Genomic DNA, 25,214 nt, shown 5'->3' on the forward strand with positions numbered 1-25,214 from the left:
CCGCGCGGTGTTGCATGGACTACGTCGACTTGAGGAGATTCACCGATGAGCACACGAGAGATCAAGCAGCCCACCGCGGAGCATCCGATCACGATCACCCCGACCAATGGCCGGGTGCAGGTCCGGGTCAACGGTGAGGTCGTCGCCGAGACCCGCGCCGCCCTCGGCCTTGCCGAATCCACTTATCCTGTCGTGCAATACATTCCGATCGGCGATGTCGACCAGGCGGTCCTGACTCGAACCGAGACCCACACGTACTGCCCATACAAGGGGGAGGCCGGCTACTACAGCGTCACCGCTGCGGGTACGACTGTCGACGATGCGATCTGGACCTACGAGGCACCCTATCCCGCGGTCGCCGCGATCGCCGGGCACGTCGCGTTCTACCCCGACAAAGCCGATATCACCGTCGACCCGGACTGACGGTGGACGCGAAAGAGCGCACGCTGAGCTTCCCCGGTCCGGCCAGCCCGGGCATGACGCTGGCGCCGCAGCGGCGCGGGCCGGGTGACCCGTGCTACCAGCTCGACGCCGAGCGGGCGATCTGGCGGACCAGCCTGCAAGCCAGCGGTCCGGTCACCGCGAGGATCCGCCGCGTGGCCCCCGACGCGGTTGTCTGCCAGGCGTGGGGCGAGGGCGCCGAGGAGTTCACCGACGCACTGCCCGCACTGCTGGGCCTCGATGACGACGCGCGCGATTTCCGTCCCGACCACCCGGTGGTGGAGGCGGCTCGGATGCGGGTGCCGCAGCTGCGGCTGGGCCGCACCGGGCGGGTGCTCGAGGCCTTGGTCCCGGCCGTCATCGAGCAGCGGGTTCCGGGCGCCGACGCGTTTCGCGCCTGGCGGCTGCTCGTTACGAAGTTCGGCACCCCGGCACCGGGGCCCGCGCCCGCGCGGATGCGAGTGCCGCCCTCGGCCGAGGTGTGGCGCCGGATCCCGTCCTGGGAGTTTCACCGGGCCAATGTCGACCCCGGACGCGCCCGCACGATCGTCGGCTGCGCGCAGCGCGCGGCTGCGCTGGAACGGTTGTCGGCCCGCCCCGCGGCGAAGGCTCGCGAAGCGCTCACCACGCTGCCCGGGGTGGGCGTGTGGACGGCGGCGGAGGTTGCCCAGCGAGCCTTCGGCGATGCCGACGCGCTCTCGATCGGCGATTACCACGTCGCCAAGATGATCGGCTGGACACTGATCGGAGCGCCGGTCGACGACGCCGGAATGGTGGAGCTACTCGAACCGATGCGCCCGCACCGCTACCGCGTGGTGCGCATGCTTGAGGCCAGCGGATTGGCCTACGAACCGCGGCGCGGCGCCCGGCTTCCGGTTCAGGACATCAGCAAGTTGTGACGGCGGTGGGCGATTATCACCCCCGCAACCCGGGTATGTGGCGTCGTGAAGCCAGAACACGAAGGGAGCGATACATGGGTTCCAAGTTCACCATCCCCGGTCTGTCGCAAGAGAAGAGCCGCAAGGTTGCCGACCTGCTGCAGAAGCAGTTGAGCACCTACAACGACCTGCACCTGACGCTCAAGCATGTGCACTGGAATGTCGTGGGCCCCAACTTCATCGGCGTCCACGAGATGATCGATCCGCAGGTCGAACTGGTCCGCGGGTACGCCGACGAGGTTGCCGAGCGGATTGCCACTCTCGGCGCATCACCGCAGGGTACGCCCGGTGCGATCCTCAAAGACCGCACGTGGGACGACTACTCCATCGGCCGGGACACCGTCCAGGCTCATCTCGCCGCACTCGACGTCGTCTACGACGGTGTCATCGAGGATGTCCGCAAGGCTATCGGGGCCACCGAGGAGCTCGACCCGGTGACACAGGACATTCTCATCGATCACGCTGTCGAGCTGGAGAAGTTCCAGTGGTTCGTGCGGGCCCACCTCGAAAGTGCCGGCGGCACATTGGAGCACGCGGGTAAGTCGACGGAGAAGGGTGCTGCCAAGGCCGCGCGTTAGCCGGCGCTCGAGGCATCCAGGGCGTCGTCGCGCACCGGACGCTCGGCCAGTTCGTCCTTGCGCCCGAACAGCACCGGGTAGAGCACGCCGGCCAGGGCTGCGCCCACGAGCGGGGCCAGCCAGAACACCCACAGCTGCGCGGGGGCGCCGTCGGCGTTGAAGAATGCCACCCCCGTGGAGCGGGCGGGGTTGACTGACGTGTTCGAAATCGGGATCGAGATAAGGTGGATGAGCGTCAGCATCAGACCGATCGCCAGGCCGGCGAACCCTTTTGGTGCCCGGTTGTCGGTGGCGCCCAGGATCACGAGCAGGAACAGGAACGTCAGCAGTACCTCGGCAATGATCACTGCGGCCATCGAGTATCCGAACGGTGAGTGGTCGCCGAACCCGTTGGCGGCCATATGCCCGGTCGCCGTGAAATCGGGCTTGCCCTTGGCGATCCAGTAGATGACGCCGCCGGCGACCAGGCCGCCGATCACCTGGACCACCCAATACGCCGGCAGGGCTTTCCATTCCACGCGTTTGGCCAGTGCAGCACCCAGCGTCACCGCCGGGTTGAAGTGGCCGCCGGAAATGGTGCCGAACGCATACACGCCGGTGAGCACGGTCAGGCCGAAAGCCAGTGACACTCCAAGGAATCCGATGCCCACGGAGCTGTCTTCGGCGGGGTTTGCTGCGAATACAGCTGCGCCACAGCCGCCGAGAACCAGCCAGAAGGTACCGATGAACTCTGCGGCCAGCCGATGCGCCATCGTGGGAGCGTTCACTGTAAAACCCCTTCACCATTGAACCGGGTCCGTGCTTTGGAGAAATATCCCATGGCTGAGAGCAAGAGCACACGTGTCTTTGCTGAATTGTGTTGAGACGGTGACCCGGCTTTGAGGTCGAATGGCTAGCCGGCGGAACCGTTGGGGTCCTCGCGCTGCGAGGGGGTGTCGCGACCCGAGCAGGCGGTGCGTTGGGCGACTGCCGTCTCGCGGTCGAGTCGCTGCGCCTTGTAGATCGACACCGGCGTGCGCGAGATGAGCAGATAGGCAATTCCCACGGCAACTAGCGCACAGGGAATCACCGAGAAGGACCCGGTCATTTCCGCAACCATGATCATCACGGCAAGAGGTGCGTGTGCGACGCTGCCGAAGCAGGCCATCATGCCGACGACGACGAAGAGGGCAGGGCTGTCGGGCAAACCTTGTAAGCCGATGTCATGGCCGAGACGCCAAATCGCTGCACCGACGAACGCCCCGACAACGATGCCGGGTCCGAAGATGCCGCCGGAACCCCCTGTGCCAATTGACAAGGACGTCGCGACGATCTTGGCCAGGGGCAGCAGTAGCACGATCCACAGCGGGATGGAAAGCAAAGTGCTGGTATCGGTGGCCTTTTGGGCCCAGCCATATCCGCTGGCGAGAACCTGCGGGATGAGCAGAGCGAGGACACCGACGAGCAGACCGCCGATTGCCGGCTTGATGACCTTGTTGCCCGGCAGCTTTGCGGTCAGCGTAACGGTGCCGTAGAAAATCCGGGCGTAGAGATAGCCGAACAGCGCGGCTGCGATGCCCAGCACGACGAACCAGACCAGAATGGCCGGTTGCTCGAACCGAAAGTCCGCTGCCACATACCCGAACAGCGGCTCAAAACCAAGAATCGACCCGAATACCGAGTAAGCGGTGGCCGACGTGATGAACCCGGGCACTAGGACCTTGTAATCGAAGTCCTCGCGATAGACGATCGACGCCGCGAGGACTGCGCCACCAAGCGGCGCGCCGAAGATCGCACCGATGCCCGATCCGATGCCCAGCGAGACCGCGATCCGGCCGTCCGCATCGGCAAGATTGAGCCAGCGACTGATCAGCGAACCGAATCCAGCCGAGATCTGCGCGGCTGGTCCTTCCCGGCCGCCGGAACCCCCGGAGCCGATCGTCAAAGCACTGGCGACCGTCTTAACGACGATTGCACGACCTCTGATAGCGCGGGGATCCGTGTGCACGGCTTCGATGGCGCTGTCGGTTCCGTGGCCCTCGGCTTCCGGGGCGAACCGGGCCACGATCCACGCCGACAACAGCGCGCCGCCGCACGTGATGAGTGGTATTGCCCAGGGACGCACGAATCCCGGCGAGCCAGGTTGGCCGCCGTCCCCGATGGGCTTGGGGATGTCGTAGCCGCCGAGGTGTCCGAGCAGGATCTTGCCGGTGTAGTCCAGTGCAAGGTAGAACGTGACGGCACCCAAACCGGCGATGACGCCGATCGCGACGCCCAGGATCAACCATTTACGCAGAAAGCCCGACCGGCGGATGAAGGCGCCCAACCGGCCGCCAGGCTCGACGTCACTATCCGGACGCGGGTGCGGCATGGTGCGGATGCTAGCAGGCGCGGCCGAAGCGTGGCCGGGGTCCGCGCGAGGGGGAATCGAATCATGTTGCAGCTCAGCAGATTCTGTGCAGACTGGCGATCCGGCCGTCGCCGGATAGCGCGACCCAGGTGCAGAATGCGGATGGGCAACGGTGTCGTCTCTAACAGCCTGATTACTGAAGCAGTATGCAACTCTTGCATACTGCAAGGGTGAGTAATGGTCTCGGCACGCCGCGCAGAATCCCCGTGCCGAGTCGAGCGCTGTGGATCAGCTGGCTCCGGGACAGCTCGTCGGCACTGGTAGTGCTCGCCGTCGCCGTCGGCGCGGTGACCGGCGTCGGCGCGGTCGGCTTTCGATTCCTGATCACATTCTTCACCAGGTTCTTCACCGGTTATGACGACTACTCAGGCGTGGGTCGGGTGCCGAGCGAGCACTGGCCATGCCTTGGTGTCTGGTTCCTGCTCTTGGCCCCGGTGATCGCCGGTGCGATCTACGGCCCCATCGTGCACTGGTTCGCGCCCGAGGCGCGCGGACACGGGGTACCGGAGGTGATGTACGCGGTAAGTCATAAGGGCGGCCGAATCGCGCCGCAGGTCACCTTGGTGAAAGCTCTCGCCTCGGCGCTGTGTATCGGGGGCGGCGGATCGGTTGGCAGGGAGGGGCCGATTGTCCAGATCGGTTCCGCCACCGGGTCCACGGTGGCGCAGATACTTCGGCTGGACACCGCGCGCGTTCGGCTCCTGGTCGCGTGCGGGGCGGCCGCGGGTATCTCGGCAACCTTCAACGCGCCGCTGGCCGGACCGTTCTTCGCAATGGAACTCATCCTCCGTGACTTTGCTGCCCAGTCATTCGGCGCAGTCGTGTTGTCGAGTGTCACCGCCGACGTCGTCGGGCGGGCGATGCTGGGTAACCACCCGTTCCTCTCGTTGCCGTCATTCGCAGTCCGCAGTCCGGTCGAGTACCTGCTCTACGTCGCCCTCGGGATCGCCGTTGGGGTGGTCGGCGTCGCTTTCTCCAAGATTCTCTACCTGGTGGAGGACGCGTGCGACTGGCTGTGGCGTGGACCGGAGTGGGCTAGACCGGCTGTCGGTGGACTACTTCTGGGAGGCGTCCTCGTGGCGCTGCCCCAGATGTACGGGGTCGGGTACCCAGTCCTGGAGAACGCAGTCGAGGGCCATTATGTGATCGGTCTGCTGTTGCTGTTGATGGTTGGCAAGATGTTTGCCACCAGCCTCACCATCGGGATCGGCGGGTCCGGTGGCGTGTTCGCGCCGACGCTGTTCGTGGGCGCGATGGCCGGAACCGCGTTCGGGGCAGTTGCCCACGGCGTGTTTCCCAACCTCACCGAATCCGCCGGCGCGTACGGGTTGATCGGAATGGGCGCAGCTCTCGCAGGCGCGACGCGGGCACCAATCACCGCGGTGGTAATCCTGTTCGAACTCACCGGCGAGTACTCGATCATCCTGCCCCTCATGGCTGCGGTTGCGATGGCTGCCGGCACCGCGCATCTGCTGTCCAGAGACACCATTTACACCGCAAAGTTGTGGCGCCGCGGCGTAGATCTCGACACGCTCCCGGCCGATCTGCCGGATCTCCACGCGGTGGAGCTGGCTGCCCCCGCGCCCGAGCCGCTGGCCGTCGGCAGCTCTCTGCGCGGCGCCGCCAAGGCGCTGTCGCAGAACGTCTTTGGCATGTTGCCTGCGGTAGCCGAGGACGGGCGCTACGCGGGTTGTGTCGCCGCCGAGGACGTCGCCGAGGCGCTCGAGGACCCGAACGGCCCCGCCACGATTGCCGAGCTGGTCAAGCCGACGGCCTTCGTCAGTGCGGATGCCAACGTCCGCGACATCCTCAACGCGCTGAAGGGCCGAGGCGGTACCGGCCTGCCGGTGCTGGACACTGCTCGGACGTCTCTCATCGGCTGGGTCACCTACGAAACGGTGTTGTCGCGCCTTCACCCCGACCCCGGGGTTCAGGACTAGGCGTCGAGGTCCTGCTGAACGAGGTCGGCGATGGTCTTGCAGGCTGTCTCGTCCTCGGAGGCGACCGTGACCTGCGCACCGTTCCCGGCCCCCAGCGTCATGATCATCAGCGCCGAACCGGCATCCACCGGTTCGCCGCCGTCGACGGACAGCGTCACCGGAACACCGGCATTGACAACGGCCTCGGAGATGATCGCGGCCGGGCGGGCGTGCAGGCCGATCGCTGAGCCGACGATGACGGTCTTGGTGTGCATGAGACTCCTTCTGTTGGCGTCGAGATCGACGTAATGGTGATGTTTACTTGAACTTTCGCGATCAAACTGCCGTTTGGGCGACGGCGGGGGTGGCGACAGATCGGTTGGTGAACTGTTTGGCGCCGAGGACTGCGAACGCGCTGACGGCGGTGCCTGCGGCCAGGGCCACCAGGAACCAGACCAGCTTGCTGATTGCGAAGAACACGAAGATCCCGCCGTGTGGCACGGTCTGGGAGACTCCGAAGGCCATGATCAGTGCGCCGGTGACGGCGCCGCCGGCCATCATCGACGGGATGACCCGCAGCGGGTCGGCAGCAGCGAACGGGATCGCGCCCTCGGAGATGAACGAGGCGCCCAACAACCATGCGGCCCGGCCATTCTCGCGCTCGGGCTCGCTGAAAAGCCCCGGGCGGACGGTGGTGGCAAGTGCCATCGCCAGCGGCGGCACCATGCCGGCAGCCATCACCGCGGCCATGATGCGCAGTGAGGCGGGGTCGGTCACCGACAGACCCGCGACCGCGAATGCGTAGGCGGCTTTGTTCACCGGGCCACCGAGATCGAAGCACATCATCAAGCCCAGGATGATGCCGAGAATGATCACGGAGCCGCCGGTGAGGCCGTTGAGCCAATTCGTCAACCCGGAGGTGATCGCGGCCAGTGGGCGGCCCAGTAGCAAGAACATCAGCAGGCCGACGACCAGCGACGCGAACAGCGGAATGATCACCACCGGCATCAGGCCGCGCAGCCATTGCGGCACGTTGATCCGGCTGATCCAGAGCGCCGAGAATCCGGCGATCAGGCCGCCGACGATACCGCCGATGAAGCCGCCGCCGACGAACACCGCCACCGCGCCCGCGGTGAAACCCGGTGCGATACCAGGCCGGTCGGCGATCGCAAACGAGATGTAGCCCGCCAGTGCCGGAACCAGGAAGCTGAACGCCAGCCCGCCGAGGGTGAACAACACCGCTCCGAGGTACTGGGCGAAGCCGCCACTCGGCAGGTTGGTCAGTGAGTTGGTGGTCGCGATGATGTTGCCCAGCGGTGTCTTGCCGTCAGGCTTGTTGGCGATGTCGGCGCCTGCGAACAGGAAGCCGAGTGCGATCAGCAGACCGCCGGCGGCCACGAACGGAATCATGTAGCTGACACCGGTGAGCAGGATCTGCCTGATCCGGGTGCCCCAGCCGACCCCGCCCGCCGAGGCGCCGCTGTCGGCCGCGCTCGCCGTGCCCTCGACCCGCGGGGCCTTCGGATTATCAGACGCGGCAACGGCTTCGGCGATCATGGTGTCGGGCTCATTGATGGCCCGCTTCACCCCGGAGGCGATCACCGGTTTGCCCGCGAACCGCTGACGGTCTTTGACCCCGACGTCGGTGGCGAAGATGACGGCGTCGGCATCGCTGATGGTCTGCGCGCTCACCGGAGTGCTGCCCGAAGAGCCCTGGGTTTCCACCGTCAGGGTCACTCCGGCACGCTCGGCAGCCAGCTTCAGCGCGTCGGCAGCCATATAGGTGTGGGCGATACCCGTCGGGCACGCCGTGATCGCGACGATCGACTTGCTCTGCGCCCCAGCAGGTTCAGTGGGCGCCGCAGCGGCGGGCTTGGTGCCATCGGGATTGACGACACCGTCGACGAGGCCCACCACGTCGTCGGCGGATTTGGCGTCTCGCAACGATTGCACGAAGTCCGGCCGGACCAGGGCGCGCGCCAGGCTGGACAGCAGCTTCATGTGCTCGGCGCCCGCGCCGTCCGGTGCGGCGATCAGGAACACGAGATCCGCGGGACCGTCCGGCGCTCCGAAGTCGACCTTCGGTGCCAGCCGGGCGAACCCGATCGACGGGCTGGCCACTGCCGCCGAGCGGCAGTGCGGGATCGCGATACCGCCGGGAAGCCCGGTGGCGGACTGTGCTTCTCGGGCCATGGCCGCGGCCTGAAGTGCCGCGCCGTCGCTGACCCGTCCGCTGTCGGCGAGTCGGGTGGCGAGCCGGCCGATCACCGACTCCTTGTCCGACCCGGCGTCGACGTCGAGGAGCACCAAGTCGGTGCTGATGATGGAAGTGGCGGAGTGCGTCATGGTGAAATGCCTTCTGCTATCAGGATCGGGCGGGGTAGGGCGATATCGAAGTGACCGCCACATCATCGAGGTCGATCTCGGCCGGGGACGGCAGCGCCGAACCGGGAAGTGCCGCAGCGGCGCTGCCGTAGGCGACGGCCATCTGCAGTCGTTGCGGCGCCTGGGCGCCGCCGACGTCGGCGCGTACATAACCCGCGAGGGAGGAGTCGCCGGCGCCGACGGTGCTCCTGGTTTGGATCGGTGGCGGTGTAGCCAGCCAGCTCCCGGTGTCGTTGACCAGTAATGCGCCCGCCGCGCCGAGCGTGGCCAGCACCGTCTTGGCCCCACGGTCGAGCAGTTGCCGGGCGGCATCGACGACGGGATCCGGATTACCCTGGGCCAGGGCATCTTCCAAACTCTGCGCGTCGAGCCCGGCCAGGCTGGCCAGTTCCTCGGCGTTCGGCTTGATCAGGTCAGGTGCGGCGGTGGCGAAACCGGCGGCCAGCGCGGCCAACGGGGCATCGGAGGTGTCGACGGCGACTTTGCAGTCGTAGGGCTGCAATTGGGCTACCACGTCGGCGTACCAGCTATCCGGGATGCCAGGCGGCAGGGAGCCGGACAGCACCACCCACCGCGCCAGGGCCGCGCGATCGAGGATCGCCTGGGTCAGGGCGGCCAGGACGGGCGCGTCGATCACCGCGCCCGGCTCGTTGATCTTCGTTGTGGTGCCGTCGGGTTCGGTGATCGTGAGATTGGTGCGTACTGCGCCGTCGATCGGCACTGCGTAGAACGGGACACCGCGGGACCCGAGTGCGGTGATGATGGGGTCGTGCTGTGCGGCGGGCAGCACTGCCACGGTGCTCAGCCCGGCCAGCGTGAGCGCCCGAGCGACGTTCACGCCCTTGCCGCCCGGTTCGTTCGTCACCGACTGCACCCGGTGCACGGCGCCGCGAACCAGTGGGGCGGGCAGCGTCACCGTACGGTCGATGCTCGGATTGGGTGTGACGGTGACGATCATGATTCCCCTCCTGCCACAACGACTTCGATGCCCTGCTCGGTCAGCGCGGCGCGATCGGCCGCGTTGATCTCACGGTCGGTGATCAGCGCGTCGACGCTGTCGATCGGGGCGAAGCTGACGAACTCCTCGCGACCGATCTTCGACGAATCAGCCAGCACGACAACGTAATTGGCGCATCGAACCATCGCGCGTTTGACGGCCGCCTCGTCGCTGTCGGGCGTGGAGAGCCCGTGGCGCACGGTGATGCCGTTGCTGCCGATGAAGGCGATGTCGACGCGCAGGGTGTCCAGCGCGCGCAACACCGGTTCGCCGACGGCTGCCTGGGTCAGGCCGCGGACACGGCCGCCGAGCAACTGCAGGGTGATCGACGGCATGGCGGCCAGCCGCGCGGCGATCGGCACCGAATTGGTGACCGCGACCAGCTCCCGGTCGGCGGGCAGCATGGCCGCGACGCGGGCGGTGGTGGTGCCGGCGTCGAACAGCACCGTCGCACCCGACAGCGGCAGGAATTCGGCGGCGGCCTTGGCGATGGCCTCCTTGTAATCGGCGCGGGTGGTCTCCCGCTCGTCGACGCCGGGCTCGACCACGTGCAGCGCCCGCACCGGGACGGCACCGCCGTGCACCCGCCGCAGCACCCCGGCTCGGTCCAGGACCGCGAGGTCGCGACGCACCGTTTCGGTCGTGACGTCGTAGGCCTGGGCGAGTTCAGTGACCGAGGCTCGTCCCTGGGACAGCACTCGGGCGGCGATCGCCTGCTGACGTTCTTCCGGGTACACAATTCTCCGTTTATGTGGGCTTGTGGCCGAATCGGATGTTGATATGTGTTGTTTTACCCCCGTTCGTGTTGACTTGTCAACGATCCGTTGTAACCTAGTTCACATGACCGCCTCTTCCACACCTACCTCACTCGGTGCCGGACAGGTTCTCACCGGCGTCCCGGTCGTTCCCGGCGTCCGCTATGCACCGGTCATCCGTCCGGGCCGGCTCCCCGCCATCGAGGACCTCGACCCGGGGGGCGAGCTCGCCGACGACGCGCGTGACGCCGAGGCGACGCGGTTCGCCGCGGCCGCGGCCACCGTCGCCGACCGGCTGCGAGGGCGTGCAGCCCACGCCACCGGCGCCGCTTCGGAAGTGCTGGCTGCCACCGCGATGCTGGCGCAGGACCGTGCCTGGCTGGGCGCCGCGGAGAAACGCATCAAGGAGGGGGTGCCCGCGGTCCGTGCGACCGCCGCGGCGGTGGCCCAGTTCGTCGATCTCTTCACCAAGATGGGCGGGTTGATGGCCGAACGCGTCACCGACCTGCGTGACATCCGCGACCGGGTGATCGCCGAACTCAGCGGCCTGGCCGAACCCGGAGTGCCGGTGCCGGACCAGCCCGCCATCCTGTGTGCCGAAGACCTCGCCCCTGCCGACACCGCGGGGCTGGACCCCACGCTCGTCGTCGGCCTGGCCACCACCCTCGGCGGTCCGACCAGCCACACCGCGATCATCGCCCGCCAGCTCGGAATCCCGTGCGTCGTAGCCGTTCACGGCCTCGACGACGTCCCGGCCGGCGCCGACGTCCTGATCGACGGGACCCTGGGCACCATCAGTGTTTCGCCCGACCCGGCCGAAGCCGTCGCGGCCGTCGAAACCGCGGACGCTGCCGCCGCCGCGATGGCGGGCTGGACCGGCCCTGGCGCCACCGCCGACGGCCATCCGGTCTCGATTCTGGCCAACGTGCAGGACGGGGCCGCCGCCCGCTCCGCACGGGACACCCCGGCCGAAGGTATCGGGCTGTTCCGCACCGAACTGTGTTTCCTCAACCGCGACACCGAACCTAGCGTCGATGAGCAGGCCGTGATCTACGGCGAGGTGCTCGATGCCTTCGCCGGGTGCAAGGTCGTCATCCGCACCTTGGACGCCGGATCGGACAAGCCGCTGAAATTCGTCGGACATCCCGACGAGGCCAACCCCGCGCTCGGCGTGCGGGGAATCCGCATCGAGGCCATCCACCCCGAAGTCCTCGAGCGCCAGCTCGACGCGATCGCGGCCGCCGCCGAGCGGACCGGCACCTCACCGTGGGTGATGGCCCCGATGATCGCCACCCCCGACGAGGCCAAGCGATTCGCCGATCGGGCCCGCCAGCGCGGCCTGGTGCCGGGTGTGATGATCGAGGTGCCCGCCGCCGCGCTGCTGGCCGAGCACATCCTCACCCACGTCGAGTTTCTCTCCATCGGCACCAATGACCTGGCGCAATACACGATGGCCGCCGACCGGATGTCGGCCGAACTGGCCACCTTGACCGATCCCTGGCAGCCCGGCGTGCTGGCACTGGTCGCGCAGACCGCCCGCGCCGGTGCCAACCGCGGTAAGCCAGTCGGGGTCTGCGGTGAGGCCGCCGCCGACCCGTTGCTGGCCTGCGTGCTGGTCGGGCTGGGCATCACCTCGCTGTCCGCGGCTGCCGCGGCGGTGACTGGTGTCGGCGCCAAGCTGGCCTCGGTCACGCTGCAGCAGTGTCGTGAGGCCGCCGACGCCGTGCTGACCACGGCGAGCGCGGCCCAGGCGCGTGCCGCGGCATTGGCCGTCCTGGGCTGACGGAATTAATCGGACCGCGGTCCGGTTATCGATGGCATGCCAGCAGTTACCGCAGACACGTTGTCCCTGCCGCGGCTGAGCGCAGCCGCCCCGACCGATACCGAACGGCCCGTCAGGTCCATCACCACCGGACCGCGCGGCTATGAAGGCGAAGGCTTTCCCGTCGTGCGCGCGTTCGCCGGAGTCAGCGCCGCCGACCTTGATCCGTTCGTGCACATGGACCAGATGGGCGAAGTCGAGTACTCGCCCGGTGAGCCGAAGGGCACCGACTGGCATCCGCACCGCGGGTTCGAGACGGTGACCTACATGATCGACGGCCGCTTCGCACACCAGGATTCGCACGGTGGTGGTGGTCTGATCGCCGATGGCGCCACCCAGTGGATGACGGCGGGGTCCGGCATCCTGCACATCGAGACGCCGCCGGCCGAACTCGTCGAAAGCGGTGGCGTCTTCCACGGAATTCAGCTGTGGGTCAACCTGCCTCGCAAGGACAAGTTCGCGCAGCCGCGCTACCAGTCCATCGAGGGTCCGGCCGTCCGCCTGCTGTCGTCGAGCGACGGCGGCGCGCTGGTTCGCGTCATCGCCGGTGACGTCGACGGCTGGTCCGGCCCGGGGATCACACACACCCCGATCACGTTGGCGCACGCGACTATCCAGCCCGGGGCTCAGCTGAACCTGCCATGGCCGCGCGACTACAACGGGCTGGTGTACGTGCTGTCCGGTTCAGGCGCGGTCGGTCCGATCGGGCACCCGATTCAGCAGGGGCAGCTCGCGGTCCTGGGTCCCGGTGACCGCATCACGGTCGCGGCCGATCCCAGCCAGGATTCCAACCGACCGGCCATGGAGGTGCTTCTGTTGGGCGGCAAGCCGATTCGTGAGCCGGTGTTCCACTACGGGCCGTTCGTGATGAACTCCAAGTCCGAGATCATTCAGGCGCTCGACGATTTCAACGCCGGCCGGTTCGGCGCCATCCCGCCCGGCGCATTGATGCCGCACCGCGCGGGCCAAGGGTGACGATTCAGAGCTCAGAGCGGCGTTGAGCCGGGCAACGTCGCTCTCAGCTCTGAATGGAAGTGCCCGCCGCCGCCACGGCCGGGGGGTAGGTGAGCTCCAGCTCGCCGATGTTGGCCGCGGCGGTGACCAGCGGCAGTGCCGCTGATACCGCCAGGTCACCCGTACCCGCCTCGGCTCGCAGCGCGGGCACCAGATCGTCACTGATCGGCGCGGTCGTTTTCAGCGGTTCCGTCCCGCCGAGCGAGCCGTCGAACCGGGAGCACAGTGCGGCGGCGTGAGCCTCGAGCACCGCCCGTGCCCTCGGGTACACCCCGAGCGGTGGTGGCACGATGTCGGCGATCAGATCGGCGGCAGCGCGTAGCCGCACCGCACGGCTGGCTGACCGCACCACGGGAGCGCGGGAGTCCGTCGGCCCGCCGTTCTCCGAAAGATATTGGCGCACAGCGTCATCCAATGTCCGAGACACCGTCAACGCATCATGACTGAGCGCGTTCACCTGGTTCTCGGCCTGCTCGAAGGCGCCGCGGGTGACCCGCAGGACCGCGGCCCGCAGATAGCGGGAGCCGACCTCGCGCACTGCGTCGATGGCCTGCTGTACGGCGGTCTTGATGCCGCGCGGCCACAGCAGAAGTGAGACGACCACACCCACCGACGCGCCCACCACGACGTCCTCGATCCGGATCAGGCCGACGGCCCAGCCGCTGGGGACGATCAGGTTGAACACGATCAGCACCATCATCGTGAACGCGGCCTGGCTGGCGGTGAACGAACCGATCTCGGGCACATAGGCCGAACCGAAGGCGACCATCGGCAACAGCACCCACATCACGATGGGGTCGGTGCCGAGCAGTTCGATGATGACCGCGCCCAGGACGAAGCCGATCACCGTGCCGGTCACTGCCCGCACGACCGTCGTGCCGGTGGTCAGCGCGCTGCTGCGCAGCACCGACAACGCACCGAGGACCACCCAGAATCCGTGTTGCACCGGGAACACAAACGTGACGAGCACGGCCAGCGCCAGGCCCAGCCCGGTCCGCACGCTGTTGCGGGCCGTGACCGAACGGGTCGCCAGATGCCCCGTCGTCAGCGCGGTGACGGCCTCGGTCTCGGAGTACACCCGCTCGGCGATGCCCGTCTCCGGCAGCCGTCGCCCCAGCACCCGTGCCCATACCGGCCGGGCGTCAGCCGCCGCGGCGCTGGCGATCAGTCGCCCGGTGACCCCGACCGCCGCGCCGATGGTCCGCCGGTTCAGCAGGGTGCGGCCCAGCGCGACGGCTTCGTCGTCGTCGGGCTCGGCGAGGATGTCGACGATGTCCTGGCGGTAACTGCCGATCGCGATCGTGCGCAGGTTCGCTGACGCCTCGGCCAGATGCGCGCGTTCGGCGGTTCGGGCGCCGGGCCGGGTGATCTGCAAGACCTGGGCGCAGTCCCGCAGCACGCGCACCACCGGCTCGCACATCGGACCGAGTAACTCGCCGGTGTCGTCGGTGACCCGATCGCAGATCCACTGCAGGTCGTCGACCACACGCACGAGCGCCCGACTGCCCGCGGTCAGCGCCACCGGTCGGTAGGCCGCCCCGAGGAAGTTGGCGCGCAGAGCGTCCATCGCCGCGGTCACATCGGCGGCGGATGCCGTGGCCTCGATCCGGTCGGCGAGCACCGCACAGACGGCGGCCGCATGCTGGCGCAGCTCGCCGTGGTGGCGCGGGGGGAAGAGGAAGAGCGCGGCGGGCACGCAGATCACCAATGCGATCAGCCAGCCGAACAGCCGCTCACCGAGCGGGCCCACCGGCGTGCAGACCGGGAGCACGAACGTCAGCAGGGTGGCCCGCTGCCCGGCGGCGACGACCTCGCTGAGCACGCCGGAAAACGTGACGGCCACCCCGATGACGAACATCAGCGTGACCGCCAACCAGGGGATCGGTGCGGCCAGGGTGCCCAGGCTGATCAGCACCGCGCCGTTGAAGCCCAGACCGCCGTAGGCAACGGCCCGCGCATTCATGTTGCCGGGGAAGTCGGTGACGATCAGCAGTGCGATCGACCCGAAGATCGTGAACAGCGGGGTCTGCGATCCGCCGCCGACGCTGAAGCTGACCGCGGCGGCTATCGGGACGACAATCGCCGCGCGCAGGGCGCGGCGCGCGCCGTCGTTCTCGGGGTCGCGGGTCCGCACCCGTTCCGCTGCCCGGTGCCACAGGCCGGCTGGGGTCAGCACAATCCGCCGATGAACTCGGCTGGGTTCACCGCGGCACGCTGGCGAAACTGCCCTGATCCAGCGCGTCGAGCATGTAGCGGGCGATCCAGCCGAACATCCCCGGCTCGCGCGGCAGCGTGGCCTGCTCGTAGCCGACAAAGACGTAGACCGCCCAGGAGGCGTAGACCTCGGCCTGGCGCGCATCGTCGACGATTTCGATCGCCGAGTCGTAGAGGATCTTGTGTCGCGCCCGGTCGACCTCGGTCTGCACCGCCAGTACGTGCGGGTCCACCGAGCTCCAGGAACGGATGGCGGCTTCGGCTCCGTGCGGCAGCGACAGCCCGACCTGGATGATCGCCTCGATACGACGGCGCGGGTCGGAGACCTCGCGGATTGCGCTGATCAGGCGGATCGTCCGATCCTGGACCCAGTACGAAACCAGATCTCGGGTGTAGGCCGGCCAACTGGAGAAGTAGTGATAGAACGACCCGGTCGTCACGCCGAGCCGATTACACACTTCGGCAAGTTTGAGTCCGCCGTAACCCACGTCTGCGAGAACCTCGAGGCCGGTCTCGAAATACGCCTCTCGGTTGGCAACGGTGGCCATGACAGAAGACGATAGTGCGCTGCCCTGGCACGGTGGCCGTGACGTGCAGGATCGTGACCAAGTTTCGCGCCGATCCGCTGCCAGGCCAGCTGTGACGTCACCCCGGCGATGGGGCAAGCTGGACTCACGGATCGATTCGAGGAGTTGTCATGACCGTCCAGATCACCAACGACCAGGCCACCCAGGGGGGTGCCGCGGGCGTGCTGGCAGACGTGCGCCGAGTTTTCAACAGTGGCCGCACCCGCTCGCTGACGTGGCGGACCGAGCAGTTACGCGCCGTTGAGCGGATGTGCGACGAACGGGAACCGGAGATCGCCGAGGCGCTGGCCAGCGATCTGGGCCGGTCCTCGTTCGAGGCGTGGCTCGGCGACATCGGCTCGACGAAGGCCGAGGCCGCTTTCGCCCGCAAGCACCTGAAGAAATGGGTGAAGCCGCAGCGGTACGGGCTTCCGCTGGCGCAGCTGCCGGGCAAGGGCTGGGTGCAGTACGACCCGCTGGGCGTGATCCTGGTGATCGGACCGTGGAACTACCCGTTCTATCTGTGCATGGCGCCGGTGGTGGCCGCGATCGCGGCCGGAAACGGCATGGTCATCAAGCCGTCGGAGTTGGCGCCGGCCACCTCGGCCCTGATTGCCCGACTGGTTCCGGAATACCTGGACTCGGAGGCCATCCGGGTGGTCGAGGGTGACGCCGCGGTCACCCAGGATCTGATGGCGCAGGGCTTCGACCACGCCCTGTTCACCGGTGGCACCGAGATCGGCCGCAAGATCATGGCCGCCGCGGCGCCGACGCTGACGCCGGTGACGCTGGAACTGGGTGGGAAGAGCCCGGTCGTGGTGCTCGCCGACGCCGACCTCGACGTGGCGGCCCGCCGGATCGCCTGGATCAAGATGCTGAACTCGGGGCAGACGTGCATCGCCCCGGACTACGTGCTGGCCGACCGCACGATCGCCAAGGAGCTCACCGACAAGATCGTCGCGACGATCGCCCAGTTCCGCGCGGAGGAGAAGGACCCGTCGCTGCGGATCGTCAACGAGCGGCAGTTCGATCGGCTGGTCTCCCTGATCGGCGCGACCAGCGGCACCGTCGTCACCGGTGGCGGCTCGGATCGGTCGGCGCTGCGGATCGAGCCGACGGTGATCGTCAACCCCGCCGCCGACGACCCGGTGATGTCCGAGGAGATCTTCGGGCCGATCCTTCCGATCATCGCGGTGGATTCGCCAGACGCGGCCGTCGCATTCGTCAACGCCCGACCCAAGCCGTTGGCGCTGTACGTCTTCACGGCCTCCCAGTCGGTGGCGCGGAACCTCGTCGACCGGATGCCGTCCGGCGGCGCGGTGGTCAACCATGTGGCGGTCCACTGCCTTGTCCCGCAACTCCCGTTCGGCGGTGTCGGGGCCAGCGGCATGGGTGCGTATCACGGGAAGTGGGGCTTCGAGGCGCTAAGCCATCGACGCGCCGTGTTGGCTAAATCGACCAAATTGGACTTGAAACTCATGTACCCGCCATACACTGATCGCGCGATCAGGCTCATGCGTAAAGTGATGTAGAGTCTCAAAATCGCCGTTAGCAAACACGTCTCAAGTCCCTTATAACGTATTGAACGGGGACTCTTGCGCGCAAATGCAATCTCAGCGAATTCTTATGCGGAATTTCATTTCCAAAGGATTTGCCGGGGCTGCGGCTATCCGATATGCGAATAGAAACCCGCAGGTTGTGCACGGATCACGGGCCAAAGCGGCGCTGTGGCAACGGATTCCGCAGGTGGGTTTGAATATGAGCGGAATTCTAATTTAGAACTCGTGAGCAAATGTCGTCGGCCGTCAAAATTTCCCCGTTGGTTGTGGCACAATTTCACCGTGCCGCATACAGCGAGTCGGGGCCCGGGTCGCCCCCCAGCAGCTAAGGCCGCGGAAACACGCGAGCGCATCATGCGCGCCGCCCGCGAGGTGTTCAGCGAATTGGGTTACGACGCTGCCACCTTTCAGGCAATCGCCATCCGTGCTGACCTGACCAGACCCGCCATCAACCACTACTTCGCCAGCAAACGGCTGCTTTATCAAGAGGTAGTGGACCAGACCAACGCCTTGGTCATCGAGGCCGCCGTCCAGCAGTCGCAGCGTGAGGGGACGCTGGCCGGACGGATTCGTGCCTTCATCCAGGCGGTGGTGTCGGCCGAGGGCCAGGATCGCTCGGTTGCTGCGTTCCTGGTGACGGCCGTGCTCGAGGCCGAGCGGCATCCGGAGTTGGCCGAGTCCAACCATGACTCGCGGGAGTTCACCCGCGGGTACATCAAGGCCGCCATCAAAGACGCCATCGAGACGGGCGAGGTCCGTTCCGACATCGATATCGAAGCGGCCGCCGAGATGTTCATGGCCGTGATGTGGGGCCTGGGCTTCTATGCCGGATTCGTGGGTGACAACGAGCGCTTGGTCGCGATCACCGACCAGTTCCTCGAGCTGCTCAACGGCAAGGCCTGGCACGCCGGCTGAGCGCGCGGTGACATACACCACAGTCGCATAGCTTGGCTAAGTTTCTCGGTACGATCGTCGTATAACCCTGGCTGAACTGGGTTGATGCGTCCCTTGCGGGGAATTGCGGACCAGTGTCGAGCCGATGAGCGACGCCGAATTGGGGATACCGCTGCCATGAGCACCTTGCGCACTGATGACGACACCTGGGACATCGCGACGAGCGTGGGTTCGACCGCCGTATTGGTGGCCGCCGCGCGGGCCAGCGAGACCGACCGCCCCGATGCCCTGATCCGGGATCCGTACGCCCGGATCCTGGTGGAGGGCGCCGGGACCGGGATGTGGGAGCACTTCCTCGACGCGTCCCTCGCGGACCGGCTGACCGAGGCCGATCCCGAAGCCGTTGCGATGCTCACCCGCATGCTCAATTACCAGGCGGTGCGGACACACTTCTTCGACGCGTTCTTTACCGAGGCCGCCGCTGCCGGCATCCGGCAGATCGTGATCCTGGCCTCGGGACTGGATTCGCGTGCCTACCGGCTGGACTGGCCGGCCGACACTCATGTCTATGAGATCGACCAGCCCCTGGTCCTCGACTACAAGGCGAAGACACTGGCCGAGCACGGTGTGCGTCCGGTGGCTGAACGCCACGAGGTTCCTGTCGACCTGCGTCAGGACTGGCCGGCTGCGCTCAAAGAGCAGGGCTTCGACCCGTCGCTGCCCACCGCCTGGCTGGCCGAGGGACTGCTGATGTACCTACCGGCCGACGCCCAGGACCGGTTGTTCGAACTACTCACCGAACTGAGCGCGCCCGGCAGCCGGGTGTCGGCCGAGACGATGGGGCACCATTCCGAGGAGCGCCGCGCGGAGGCGCGGGAACGGTTCGAGAAGTTCGCCGACCAACTCGGCATCGAGCGCACCATCGACATGCAGAACCTGACGTACAACGACGCCGATCGCGCCGATGTCACCGACTGGCTCAACGCCCACGGCTGGCTCGCGACCGGCGAGCGTTCCACCGATGCCATGCGCCGGCTGGACCGTTGGGTCGAGGTGCCGATGGCCGACGATGAGGACGCCTTCTCGACGTTCGTCGTCGCGCAGAAGGCCTGACCCCAACCCGGGTGCCTGCAGCTCCGACTGCCCACGTATACAAGAGTTACGTTCCGTCAGTCGCAGGAGAGGAAGGCCCATGCCCGGAGTTGTTGATCGAGTCATCGTCGTCACCGGAGCCGGTGGCGGTCTGGGTCGTGAGTACGCCCTGACCCTGGCCCGCGAAGGTGCCAGCGTCGTAGTGAACGACCTCGGCGGCGCGCGCGACGGAACCGGCGCCGGCCACAACATGGCCGACCAGGTGGTCGCCGAGATCAAGGACGCCGGCGGCCGCGCGGTCGCCAACTACGACTCCGTCGCCGAGCCCGAGGGTGGCGCGAACATCGTCAAGACCGCACTCGACGAGTTCGGCAAGATCGACGGCATCGTCAGTAACGCGGGCATCCTGCGCGACGGCACCTTCCACAAGATGCCGTTCGAGAACTGGGATTCCGTGCTCAAGGTTCACCTGTACGGCGGGTACAACGTGATCCGCGCCGCCTGGCCGCACTTCCGCGAGCAGAGCTACGGCCGCATCGTCGTCGCCACCTCCACCAGCGGTCTGTTCGGCAACTTCGGTCAGGCAAACTACAGCGCCGCGAAGCTCGGCCTGGTCGGCCTGATCAACACGCTGGCCCAGGAAGGCGCCAAGTACAACATCAAGGCCAATGCGCTGGCGCCGATCGCCGCGACCCGCATGACCGAGGACATCCTGCCGCCCGAGGTGTTCAAGAAGCTCACCCCGGAGTACGTCGCGCCGGTGGTCGGCTACCTGTGCACCGAAGAGGTGCCGGACTCCGCCTCGGTGTTCATCGTCGGCGGGGGCAAGGTGCAGCGCGCCGCGCTGTTCCAGAACGAGGGCGTCACCTTCGACCATGTGCCGAGCGTCGACGACGTCGCCGCACAGTGGTCGACGATCGACGACCTGTCGGCGGCCGAGCACGCCACCTTCAAGCTCGGCTGATCTCATGCTGGAGCCGTAGTGGTTCGCGCACTGGCCTTCGACGTGTTCGGCACCGTTGTCGACTGGCGCGCGAGCCTCATCGGCGAACTCCGGGAATTCGGGAACAAGCAAGGCGTACAACGGGATTGGGCCCAGTTCGCCGACAATTGGCGGGCCGGCTACGTTCCGGCGATGGATCTGGTTCGCCGTGGCGAGCTCCCGTGGACTCGGCTGGACGATCTGCACCGCAGGATCCTCGACGAGTTGCTCCGCGAGGCCGACATCACGGCTGCCGACAACGACATCGACCACCTGAACCGCGCCTGGCATCGACTGGATCCGTGGCCTGACAGCGTGGCCGGGCTGTACCGGCTCAAGGAGCGATTCGTGATCACCACGCTGTCGAACGGCAACGTGTCGCTGCTGACCGACATGGCCAAGCGCGCCGGGCTCCCCTGGGACTGCGTACTGTCAGCGGAGATCTTCGGCCATTACAAGCCCGACCCCGAGGCGTATCTCGGGTGCGCGCACATCCTGGATGTGCCGCCCGGCGAGCTCATGTTGGTCGCGGCGCATCCCAGTGACCTGCGGGCCGCCCGCGACGCCGGGTTGCGGACCGCCTACGTCGACCGGCCGCTGGAATGGGGACAACCAGGGCGCTATCGAGTGGCGTTCGAGCCCGACGAATTCGACGTGACCGCAACGGATCTCGTGGACCTTGCCGACAGGCTCTAGTTTCCGGTGTCCCCGGCAACCGAGTCGTCCGCACTGATGACCAGTGCCGTCATGACCAAGGCGATACCCGCGAGTTCGGTGGGTGTTGGCCACTGATGCAGCATGATCGCGCCGATACCGGCGGCGGTAGCGGGCAGCAGTGCCAGAAGCAAGGCGAAGCGGGCCCGCGCGACGACCGTCAGGACGAACTGGTCGAGCGCGTACGGCACCGCCGTGGACAGCACGCCGACACCGAGACCCAAAAACCAGGTCCGGGGATCGCTGAGCACGTGCGCTTCGGTGTTCAGCTGGCCGGCCAGCAAGGGCGCCGCCAGTAGCACTGCCGCGACGGCGATCCCGATGGACAGGGAATCCAGCCCCGAACCCGCGTCGGCGACCCGCTTGCCGAGCAGGATGTAACCCGCCCAGAGTGCCGCTGCGGTCAGGGCGAAGAACACACCGACGGCGTCGGCACCGGCCTGTACTCCGGCCAGGAGCGCCACCCCGCCCGCCGCGAGTGCGACGGCCAGGACATCACGGGGGCGCCGCGTGCCCAGTGTCGCCACCGCCACGGGTCCGATGAATTCGATCGCCACCGCGGTACCGAGCGGGATACGCGAAATCGCCTCGAAGAAGGCCACATTCATCCCGACGGTGACGGTTCCGAACCCGGCGGCGACGATAAGGCCACGGCGCGTCCACAGCCGGCGCCACGGTCTGCGCCAGGCGAGTAGCACGACCGCGGCTCCCGCGGCACGTAGCCAGGCCACCGCGGGCGGGTTGGCCGCGGCGAACAGGAACACCGCCACCGCGGCACCGACGTATTGCGATACGGCGCCGGCGATGAAGAACATCGGCACCGACCACATCGGGACGCGGCGGCTCACCGCAGGGTCTTACAGCGCGGCGTTGATGTCGTCGACCCGGTCGCGGGCGTCACCGAACAGCATCTGGGTGTTCTCCCGGAAGAACAGTGGATTCTGGACGCCGGCGTAACCGGAGGCCATGGACCGTTTGAACACGATGACGTGCTCGGCGTTCCAGACCGTCAGCACCGGCATACCGGCGATCGGGCTGCTCGGGTCTTCTGACGCAGCCGGGTTCACCGTGTCGTTGGCGCCGATCACCAAAACCACCGAGGTGCTGTCGAAATCGTCGTTGATCTCGTCCATCTCCAGCACGATGTCGTAGGGCACCTTGGCCTCTGCCAGCAGCACGTTCATGTGTCCGGGCAGACGGCCTGCGACGGGGTGGATACCGAATCGCACGGTGACACCACGCTCGCGCAGTTTGCGGGTCAGTTCGGCCACGCCGTACTGGGCCTGGGCCACGGCCATCCCGTAACCGGGGGTGATGATCACCGAACTGGCCGAGGACAACAGTTCTGCGGCGCCTTCGGCGTTGATCTCGCGGTGTTCGCCGTAATCCTTGTCCTCGGCCGGGCCGGCTTCGATTCCGAAACCGCCGGCGATCACCGAGATGAACGAGCGGTTCATGGCCTTGCACATGATGTAGGACAGGTAGGCACCCGAAGAGCCGACCAAGGCACCGGTGACGATCAACAGATCGTTGGACAGCAGGAAGCCCGAAGCTGCTGCGGCCCAACCGGAGTAGCTGTTGAGCATCGACACGACGACAGGCATGTCGCCACCGCCGATCGAGGCGACCAGGTGCCAGCCCAGCAGCAGTGCCAACACTGTGACGGCGATCAGCAGCCACAGCTGGGGTTCGATGACGAACCAGACGGTGAGCGCAACGAACAACACCAGGGCGCCGACATTGAGAAAGTTCTTGCCGGGCAACATCAGTGGGGCCGATTTGATGCGCGCCGACAGTTTCAGGTTGGCGACGATCGATCCGGTGAAGGTCACCGCACCGATGAACACGCCGATGAAGACCTCGGCGGAGTGAATGCCAAGCATGCCCTCGCTGCCCAGCGCTGCGGCCTCGGCGCCGGCCAGATCGTGTTCGACGTGCAGGTAGCCGTTCCAGCCGACCAGGACCGCGGCCAAACCGACGAAACTGTGCAGTAGCGCGATCAGCTCGGGCATGCCGGTCATCTCGACGACGCGGGCACGCCACAACCCGATCGCGGCACCGATGGCCATGGCGCCGATCAGCAGGCCCAGACCAAGCGGCTCGATGTGGCGGGCCAGGGCCAGCGCGATGGTGGCCACCAGCGCGACCACCATGCCGGCCATGCCGAATGTGTTTCCGGCCCGCGAGGTTTCGTGCTTGGACAGCCCGGCCAGCGCCAGGATGAACAGCAGGGCCGCGACGACGTAGGCCGCGGTCGCGGCCGTTTCCAATGTGAACAACTCAGCTCCTCGAGAACATCGCGAGCATGCGACGCGTCACCGCGAAGCCACCGAAGATGTTGATACTGGCAAGCAGGATGGCGACGGCGGCCAATGAGGTGACGATGACGTCACCGTGGCCGATCTGGAGCAGCGCGCCGACGACGATGATGCCGGAGATGGCGTTGGTCACCGACATCAGTGGCGTGTGCAGTGCGTGGTGCACATGGCCGATCACGTAGTAGCCGATCACGATCGCGAGTGCGAAGACCGTCAGGTGCACCTGTAGTGCGGCCGGGGACAACGCGATGAGTCCGAACAGCACGGCGGCGGCACCGAAGGTGATGCCGAGCCGGCGTCCCATCGTCATCGGTTCTTTGGCCTGCTGCACTGCCGGGGCGGCCGACGCATTCGGAGCCGGGGCCGCCGAGACCTGTACCGGTGGCGGTGGCCACGTCGTTTCGCCGTCGCGGACCACGGTGACCGACCGCTGCACGACGTCATCGAAATCGAGTACGAGTGTGCCGTCCTTTTCCGGGGTCAGCAGCTTGAGGAGGTTGACCAGGTTGGTGCCGTAGAGCTGCGACGCCTGGGTGGGCAGCCGGCCGGCCAGGTCGGTATAGCCGATGATGGTCACGCCGTTATCGGTGAGGATGGCCTGGTCTTTGACGGTGCCCTCGACGTTGCCGCCGTTGGCCGCGGCCATATCGACGATGACACTGCCCGATTTCATCGAGGCCACCATCTCGGCAGTGATGATGCGCGGCGCGGGCCGGCCGGGAATCAGGGCAGTGGTGATGATGATGTCGACATCCCCGGCCTGATCGGCGTACAGCTGCGCCTCGCGGGCCTTGTAGTCGTCGCCCATCTCCTTGGCGTACCCGGTAGCCGATACCTCGGTCTCTGGTGATTCGATCGAAAGATACTCACCACCAAGGGATTTGACCTGATCAGCCACTTCGGGGCGCGGGTCGGTGGCGCGCACGATGGCACCCAGGCTGCCCGCGGCGCCGATCGCGGCCAGCCCGGCCACACCCGCGCCGACCACCAGCACTTTGGCCGGCGGGACCTTGCCTGCCGCGGTCACCTGGCCGGTGAAGAACCGGCCGAACGCATGTGCCGCCTCGATGACCGCGCGGTACCCGGCGATGTTGGCCATGGACGACAGGACGTCCAGAGACTGGGCGCGCGAGATCCGCGGGACCGCGTCCATGGCCAGCACCGTGATGGGCCGGGTGGACAGTTCCTCGACGAGTTCGGGTTTCAGTGCGGGGGAGATCAGGCTGATCAGTGTGGCCCCGTCGCGCAGTGCGGCGATCTCGGCGCTGGTGGGTGCGTTGACCTTGAGGACGATATCGGTTGCCAGCGCTTCCGCGGTGGTCCCGATCCCGGCACCGGCCTGCACGAATGCCTCGTCGGAGAAGCTCGCCGCGACACCCGCACCGGACTCCACCAATACCTCGTAACCGAGTTTGATGAGCTGTCCGACCGTCTGTGGCGTGGCGGCGACACGTGTTTCCCCAGGTAGAGACTCGCGTGGAATCCCGATGAGCATCGATGCGATCCGATCTGGTTGGTCGTGGGCGAGGCCGGACGGCCCGGGTGGAAGATGCCAGTGTATTTCCACGCGCCGCAAGGGCACGGTCGGCCGCTACTCGCTCAGGTAATGGACAGGTGTCCAGTCGAGCCGTCGGATG

The 25,214-nt window shown here is 67.0% G+C and carries 22 protein-coding genes; 11 read left to right on the forward strand and 11 right to left on the reverse strand.

The annotated features are described in order from the left end of the window. Positions 1-45 precede the first annotated feature (45 nt). The 3 genes from HPC46_RS12525 (at position 46) to dps (ending at position 1,957) form a co-directional block, all read left to right on the forward strand. Positions 46-423, forward strand: coding sequence for a DUF427 domain-containing protein (locus HPC46_RS12525; RefSeq protein ID WP_179470222.1), 378 nt, complete (start codon positions 46-48; stop codon positions 421-423). A 53-nt stretch (positions 424-476) separates the two neighbouring features. Next, positions 477-1,340: a DNA-3-methyladenine glycosylase family protein gene (locus HPC46_RS12530; protein ID WP_179470375.1), complete on the forward strand. Its 864-nt coding sequence runs from the start codon at positions 477-479 to the stop codon at positions 1,338-1,340. Positions 1,341-1,414: 74 nt separating this feature from the next. Then, positions 1,415-1,957: a DNA starvation/stationary phase protection protein Dps gene (gene dps / locus HPC46_RS12535; protein WP_179470224.1), complete on the forward strand. Its 543-nt coding sequence runs from the start codon at positions 1,415-1,417 to the stop codon at positions 1,955-1,957. Here dps and aqpZ read toward each other — a convergent pair. Both aqpZ and HPC46_RS12545 read right to left on the reverse strand, forming a co-directional pair. Further along, positions 1,954-2,724: an aquaporin Z gene (aqpZ, locus tag HPC46_RS12540; RefSeq protein WP_179470225.1), complete on the reverse strand. Its 771-nt coding sequence runs from the start codon at positions 2,722-2,724 to the stop codon at positions 1,954-1,956. The two genes, dps and aqpZ, sit on opposite strands and share 4 nt — an antisense overlap. A 125-nt stretch (positions 2,725-2,849) precedes the next feature. Further along, positions 2,850-4,307, reverse strand: coding sequence for a chloride channel protein (locus HPC46_RS12545; protein WP_179470227.1), 1,458 nt, complete (start codon positions 4,305-4,307; stop codon positions 2,850-2,852). A 209-nt stretch (positions 4,308-4,516) separates the two neighbouring features. On the opposite strand from HPC46_RS12545, the gene HPC46_RS12550 reads away from it, so the two are divergent. After that, positions 4,517-6,286, forward strand: a complete 1,770-nt coding sequence (locus tag HPC46_RS12550; RefSeq protein WP_325096649.1) for a chloride channel protein — start codon at positions 4,517-4,519, stop codon at positions 6,284-6,286. On the opposite strand, the gene HPC46_RS12555 is transcribed toward HPC46_RS12550, so the two are convergent. The 4 genes from HPC46_RS12555 to HPC46_RS12570 form a co-directional block, all read right to left on the reverse strand. After that, the gene (locus HPC46_RS12555; protein WP_179470231.1) at positions 6,283-6,540 is read right to left on the reverse strand and encodes an HPr family phosphocarrier protein; all 258 of its coding nucleotides are present in this window, start codon (positions 6,538-6,540) and stop codon (positions 6,283-6,285) included. The genes HPC46_RS12550 and HPC46_RS12555 overlap by 4 nt on opposite strands. 61 nt (positions 6,541-6,601) lie before the next feature. Beyond that, complete coding sequence (locus tag HPC46_RS12560) at positions 6,602-8,611, reverse strand: PTS fructose transporter subunit IIABC (RefSeq protein ID WP_179470233.1); 2,010 nt, start codon at positions 8,609-8,611, stop codon at positions 6,602-6,604. Positions 8,612-8,630: 19 nt separating this feature from the next. Beyond that, positions 8,631-9,608, reverse strand: coding sequence for a 1-phosphofructokinase (gene pfkB, locus HPC46_RS12565; protein WP_179470235.1), 978 nt, complete (start codon positions 9,606-9,608; stop codon positions 8,631-8,633). Next, positions 9,605-10,384: a DeoR/GlpR family DNA-binding transcription regulator gene (locus tag HPC46_RS12570; RefSeq protein ID WP_179470237.1), complete on the reverse strand. Its 780-nt coding sequence runs from the start codon at positions 10,382-10,384 to the stop codon at positions 9,605-9,607. Before HPC46_RS12570 ends, pfkB begins: the two co-directional genes overlap by 4 nt. A 103-nt stretch (positions 10,385-10,487) precedes the next feature. Here HPC46_RS12570 and HPC46_RS12575 point away from each other — a divergent pair, with 103 nt between their 5' ends. Together HPC46_RS12575 and HPC46_RS12580 are read left to right on the forward strand one after the other, a co-directional pair. Beyond that, positions 10,488-12,185, forward strand: a complete 1,698-nt coding sequence (locus HPC46_RS12575) for a phosphoenolpyruvate--protein phosphotransferase (RefSeq protein WP_233716395.1) — start codon at positions 10,488-10,490, stop codon at positions 12,183-12,185. A gap of 36 nt (positions 12,186-12,221) precedes the next feature. Next, complete coding sequence (locus HPC46_RS12580) at positions 12,222-13,199, forward strand: pirin family protein (RefSeq protein ID WP_179470241.1); 978 nt, start codon at positions 12,222-12,224, stop codon at positions 13,197-13,199. 43 nt (positions 13,200-13,242) lie between these two features. Here the strand turns inward: HPC46_RS12580 and HPC46_RS12585 are convergent, their stop codons facing one another. Both HPC46_RS12585 and HPC46_RS12590 read right to left on the reverse strand, forming a co-directional pair. Beyond that, positions 13,243-15,414, reverse strand: coding sequence for an FUSC family protein (locus tag HPC46_RS12585; protein ID WP_179470243.1), 2,172 nt, complete (start codon positions 15,412-15,414; stop codon positions 13,243-13,245). A gap of 25 nt (positions 15,415-15,439) precedes the next feature. Next, positions 15,440-16,000, reverse strand: a complete 561-nt coding sequence (locus tag HPC46_RS12590; protein WP_179470244.1) for a TetR/AcrR family transcriptional regulator — start codon at positions 15,998-16,000, stop codon at positions 15,440-15,442. 149 nt (positions 16,001-16,149) lie between these two features. Here HPC46_RS12590 and HPC46_RS12595 point away from each other — a divergent pair, with 149 nt between their 5' ends. From HPC46_RS12595 to HPC46_RS12615, 5 genes are all read left to right on the forward strand, one after another. Beyond that, positions 16,150-17,550, forward strand: coding sequence for an aldehyde dehydrogenase family protein (locus HPC46_RS12595; protein WP_179470246.1), 1,401 nt, complete (start codon positions 16,150-16,152; stop codon positions 17,548-17,550). A 309-nt stretch (positions 17,551-17,859) separates the two neighbouring features. Further along, entirely contained in the window at positions 17,860-18,492 is a 633-nt protein-coding gene (locus HPC46_RS12600; protein WP_179470248.1) for a TetR/AcrR family transcriptional regulator, read from the forward strand. Between the two features lie 156 nt (positions 18,493-18,648). After that, positions 18,649-19,584 carry a class I SAM-dependent methyltransferase gene (locus HPC46_RS12605; RefSeq protein ID WP_179470250.1) on the forward strand — a complete coding sequence of 312 codons (936 nt, stop codon included), beginning with the start codon at positions 18,649-18,651 and terminating at the stop codon, positions 19,582-19,584. 79 nt (positions 19,585-19,663) lie between these two features. After that, a complete protein-coding gene (locus tag HPC46_RS12610) occupies positions 19,664-20,527 on the forward strand; it encodes an SDR family oxidoreductase (RefSeq protein WP_179470252.1) in 864 nt (287 codons plus the stop codon). A gap of 18 nt (positions 20,528-20,545) precedes the next feature. Beyond that, on the forward strand, positions 20,546-21,241 hold the full coding sequence (locus HPC46_RS12615) for a haloacid dehalogenase type II (RefSeq protein WP_179470254.1): 696 nt from the start codon (positions 20,546-20,548) through the stop codon (positions 21,239-21,241). Here the strand turns inward: HPC46_RS12615 and HPC46_RS12620 are convergent. The 3 genes from HPC46_RS12620 to HPC46_RS12630 are packed head-to-tail and all read right to left on the reverse strand — an operon-like array spanning position 21,238 to position 25,072. Continuing rightward, complete coding sequence (locus HPC46_RS12620) at positions 21,238-22,107, reverse strand: EamA family transporter (protein ID WP_325096650.1); 870 nt, start codon at positions 22,105-22,107, stop codon at positions 21,238-21,240. The two genes, HPC46_RS12615 and HPC46_RS12620, sit on opposite strands and share 4 nt — an antisense overlap. Positions 22,108-22,116: 9 nt before the next feature. After that, complete coding sequence (gene pntB / locus HPC46_RS12625; protein ID WP_179470256.1) at positions 22,117-23,538, reverse strand: Re/Si-specific NAD(P)(+) transhydrogenase subunit beta; 1,422 nt, start codon at positions 23,536-23,538, stop codon at positions 22,117-22,119. Between the two features lies 1 nt (position 23,539). Beyond that, entirely contained in the window at positions 23,540-25,072 is a 1,533-nt protein-coding gene (locus HPC46_RS12630; RefSeq protein WP_179470258.1) for a Re/Si-specific NAD(P)(+) transhydrogenase subunit alpha, read from the reverse strand. Between the last annotated feature and the right edge of the window lie 142 nt (positions 25,073-25,214).

Source organism: Mycolicibacterium vinylchloridicum (genome assembly GCF_013404075.1).
GTDB classification, from domain to species: Bacteria; Actinomycetota; Actinomycetes; order Mycobacteriales; family Mycobacteriaceae; genus Mycobacterium; species Mycobacterium vinylchloridicum.

Bases quoted from the DNA above. Each gene is read 5' to 3' on its own strand.
- HPC46_RS12525 (WP_179470222.1), top strand. From the start codon at position 46: ATGAGCACACGAGAGATCAAGCAGCCCACCGCGGAGCATCCGATCACG.
- HPC46_RS12530 (WP_179470375.1), top strand. From the start codon at position 477: ATGACGCTGGCGCCGCAGCGGCGCGGGCCGGGTGACCCGTGCTACCAG.
- dps (WP_179470224.1), top strand. From the start codon at position 1,415: ATGGGTTCCAAGTTCACCATCCCCGGTCTGTCGCAAGAGAAGAGCCGC.
- HPC46_RS12545 (WP_179470227.1), bottom strand. From the start codon at position 4,307: ATGCCGCACCCGCGTCCGGATAGTGACGTCGAGCCTGGCGGCCGGTTG.
- HPC46_RS12555 (WP_179470231.1), bottom strand. From the start codon at position 6,540: ATGCACACCAAGACCGTCATCGTCGGCTCAGCGATCGGCCTGCACGCC.
- HPC46_RS12560 (WP_179470233.1), bottom strand. From the start codon at position 8,611: ATGACGCACTCCGCCACTTCCATCATCAGCACCGACTTGGTGCTCCTC.
- pfkB (WP_179470235.1), bottom strand. From the start codon at position 9,608: ATGATCGTCACCGTCACACCCAATCCGAGCATCGACCGTACGGTGACG.
- HPC46_RS12575 (WP_233716395.1), top strand. From the start codon at position 10,488: ATGACCGCCTCTTCCACACCTACCTCACTCGGTGCCGGACAGGTTCTC.
- HPC46_RS12580 (WP_179470241.1), top strand. From the start codon at position 12,222: ATGCCAGCAGTTACCGCAGACACGTTGTCCCTGCCGCGGCTGAGCGCA.
- HPC46_RS12590 (WP_179470244.1), bottom strand. From the start codon at position 16,000: ATGGCCACCGTTGCCAACCGAGAGGCGTATTTCGAGACCGGCCTCGAG.
- HPC46_RS12595 (WP_179470246.1), top strand. From the start codon at position 16,150: ATGACCGTCCAGATCACCAACGACCAGGCCACCCAGGGGGGTGCCGCG.
- HPC46_RS12605 (WP_179470250.1), top strand. From the start codon at position 18,649: ATGAGCACCTTGCGCACTGATGACGACACCTGGGACATCGCGACGAGC.
- HPC46_RS12610 (WP_179470252.1), top strand. From the start codon at position 19,664: ATGCCCGGAGTTGTTGATCGAGTCATCGTCGTCACCGGAGCCGGTGGC.
- HPC46_RS12630 (WP_179470258.1), bottom strand. From the start codon at position 25,072: ATGCTCATCGGGATTCCACGCGAGTCTCTACCTGGGGAAACACGTGTC.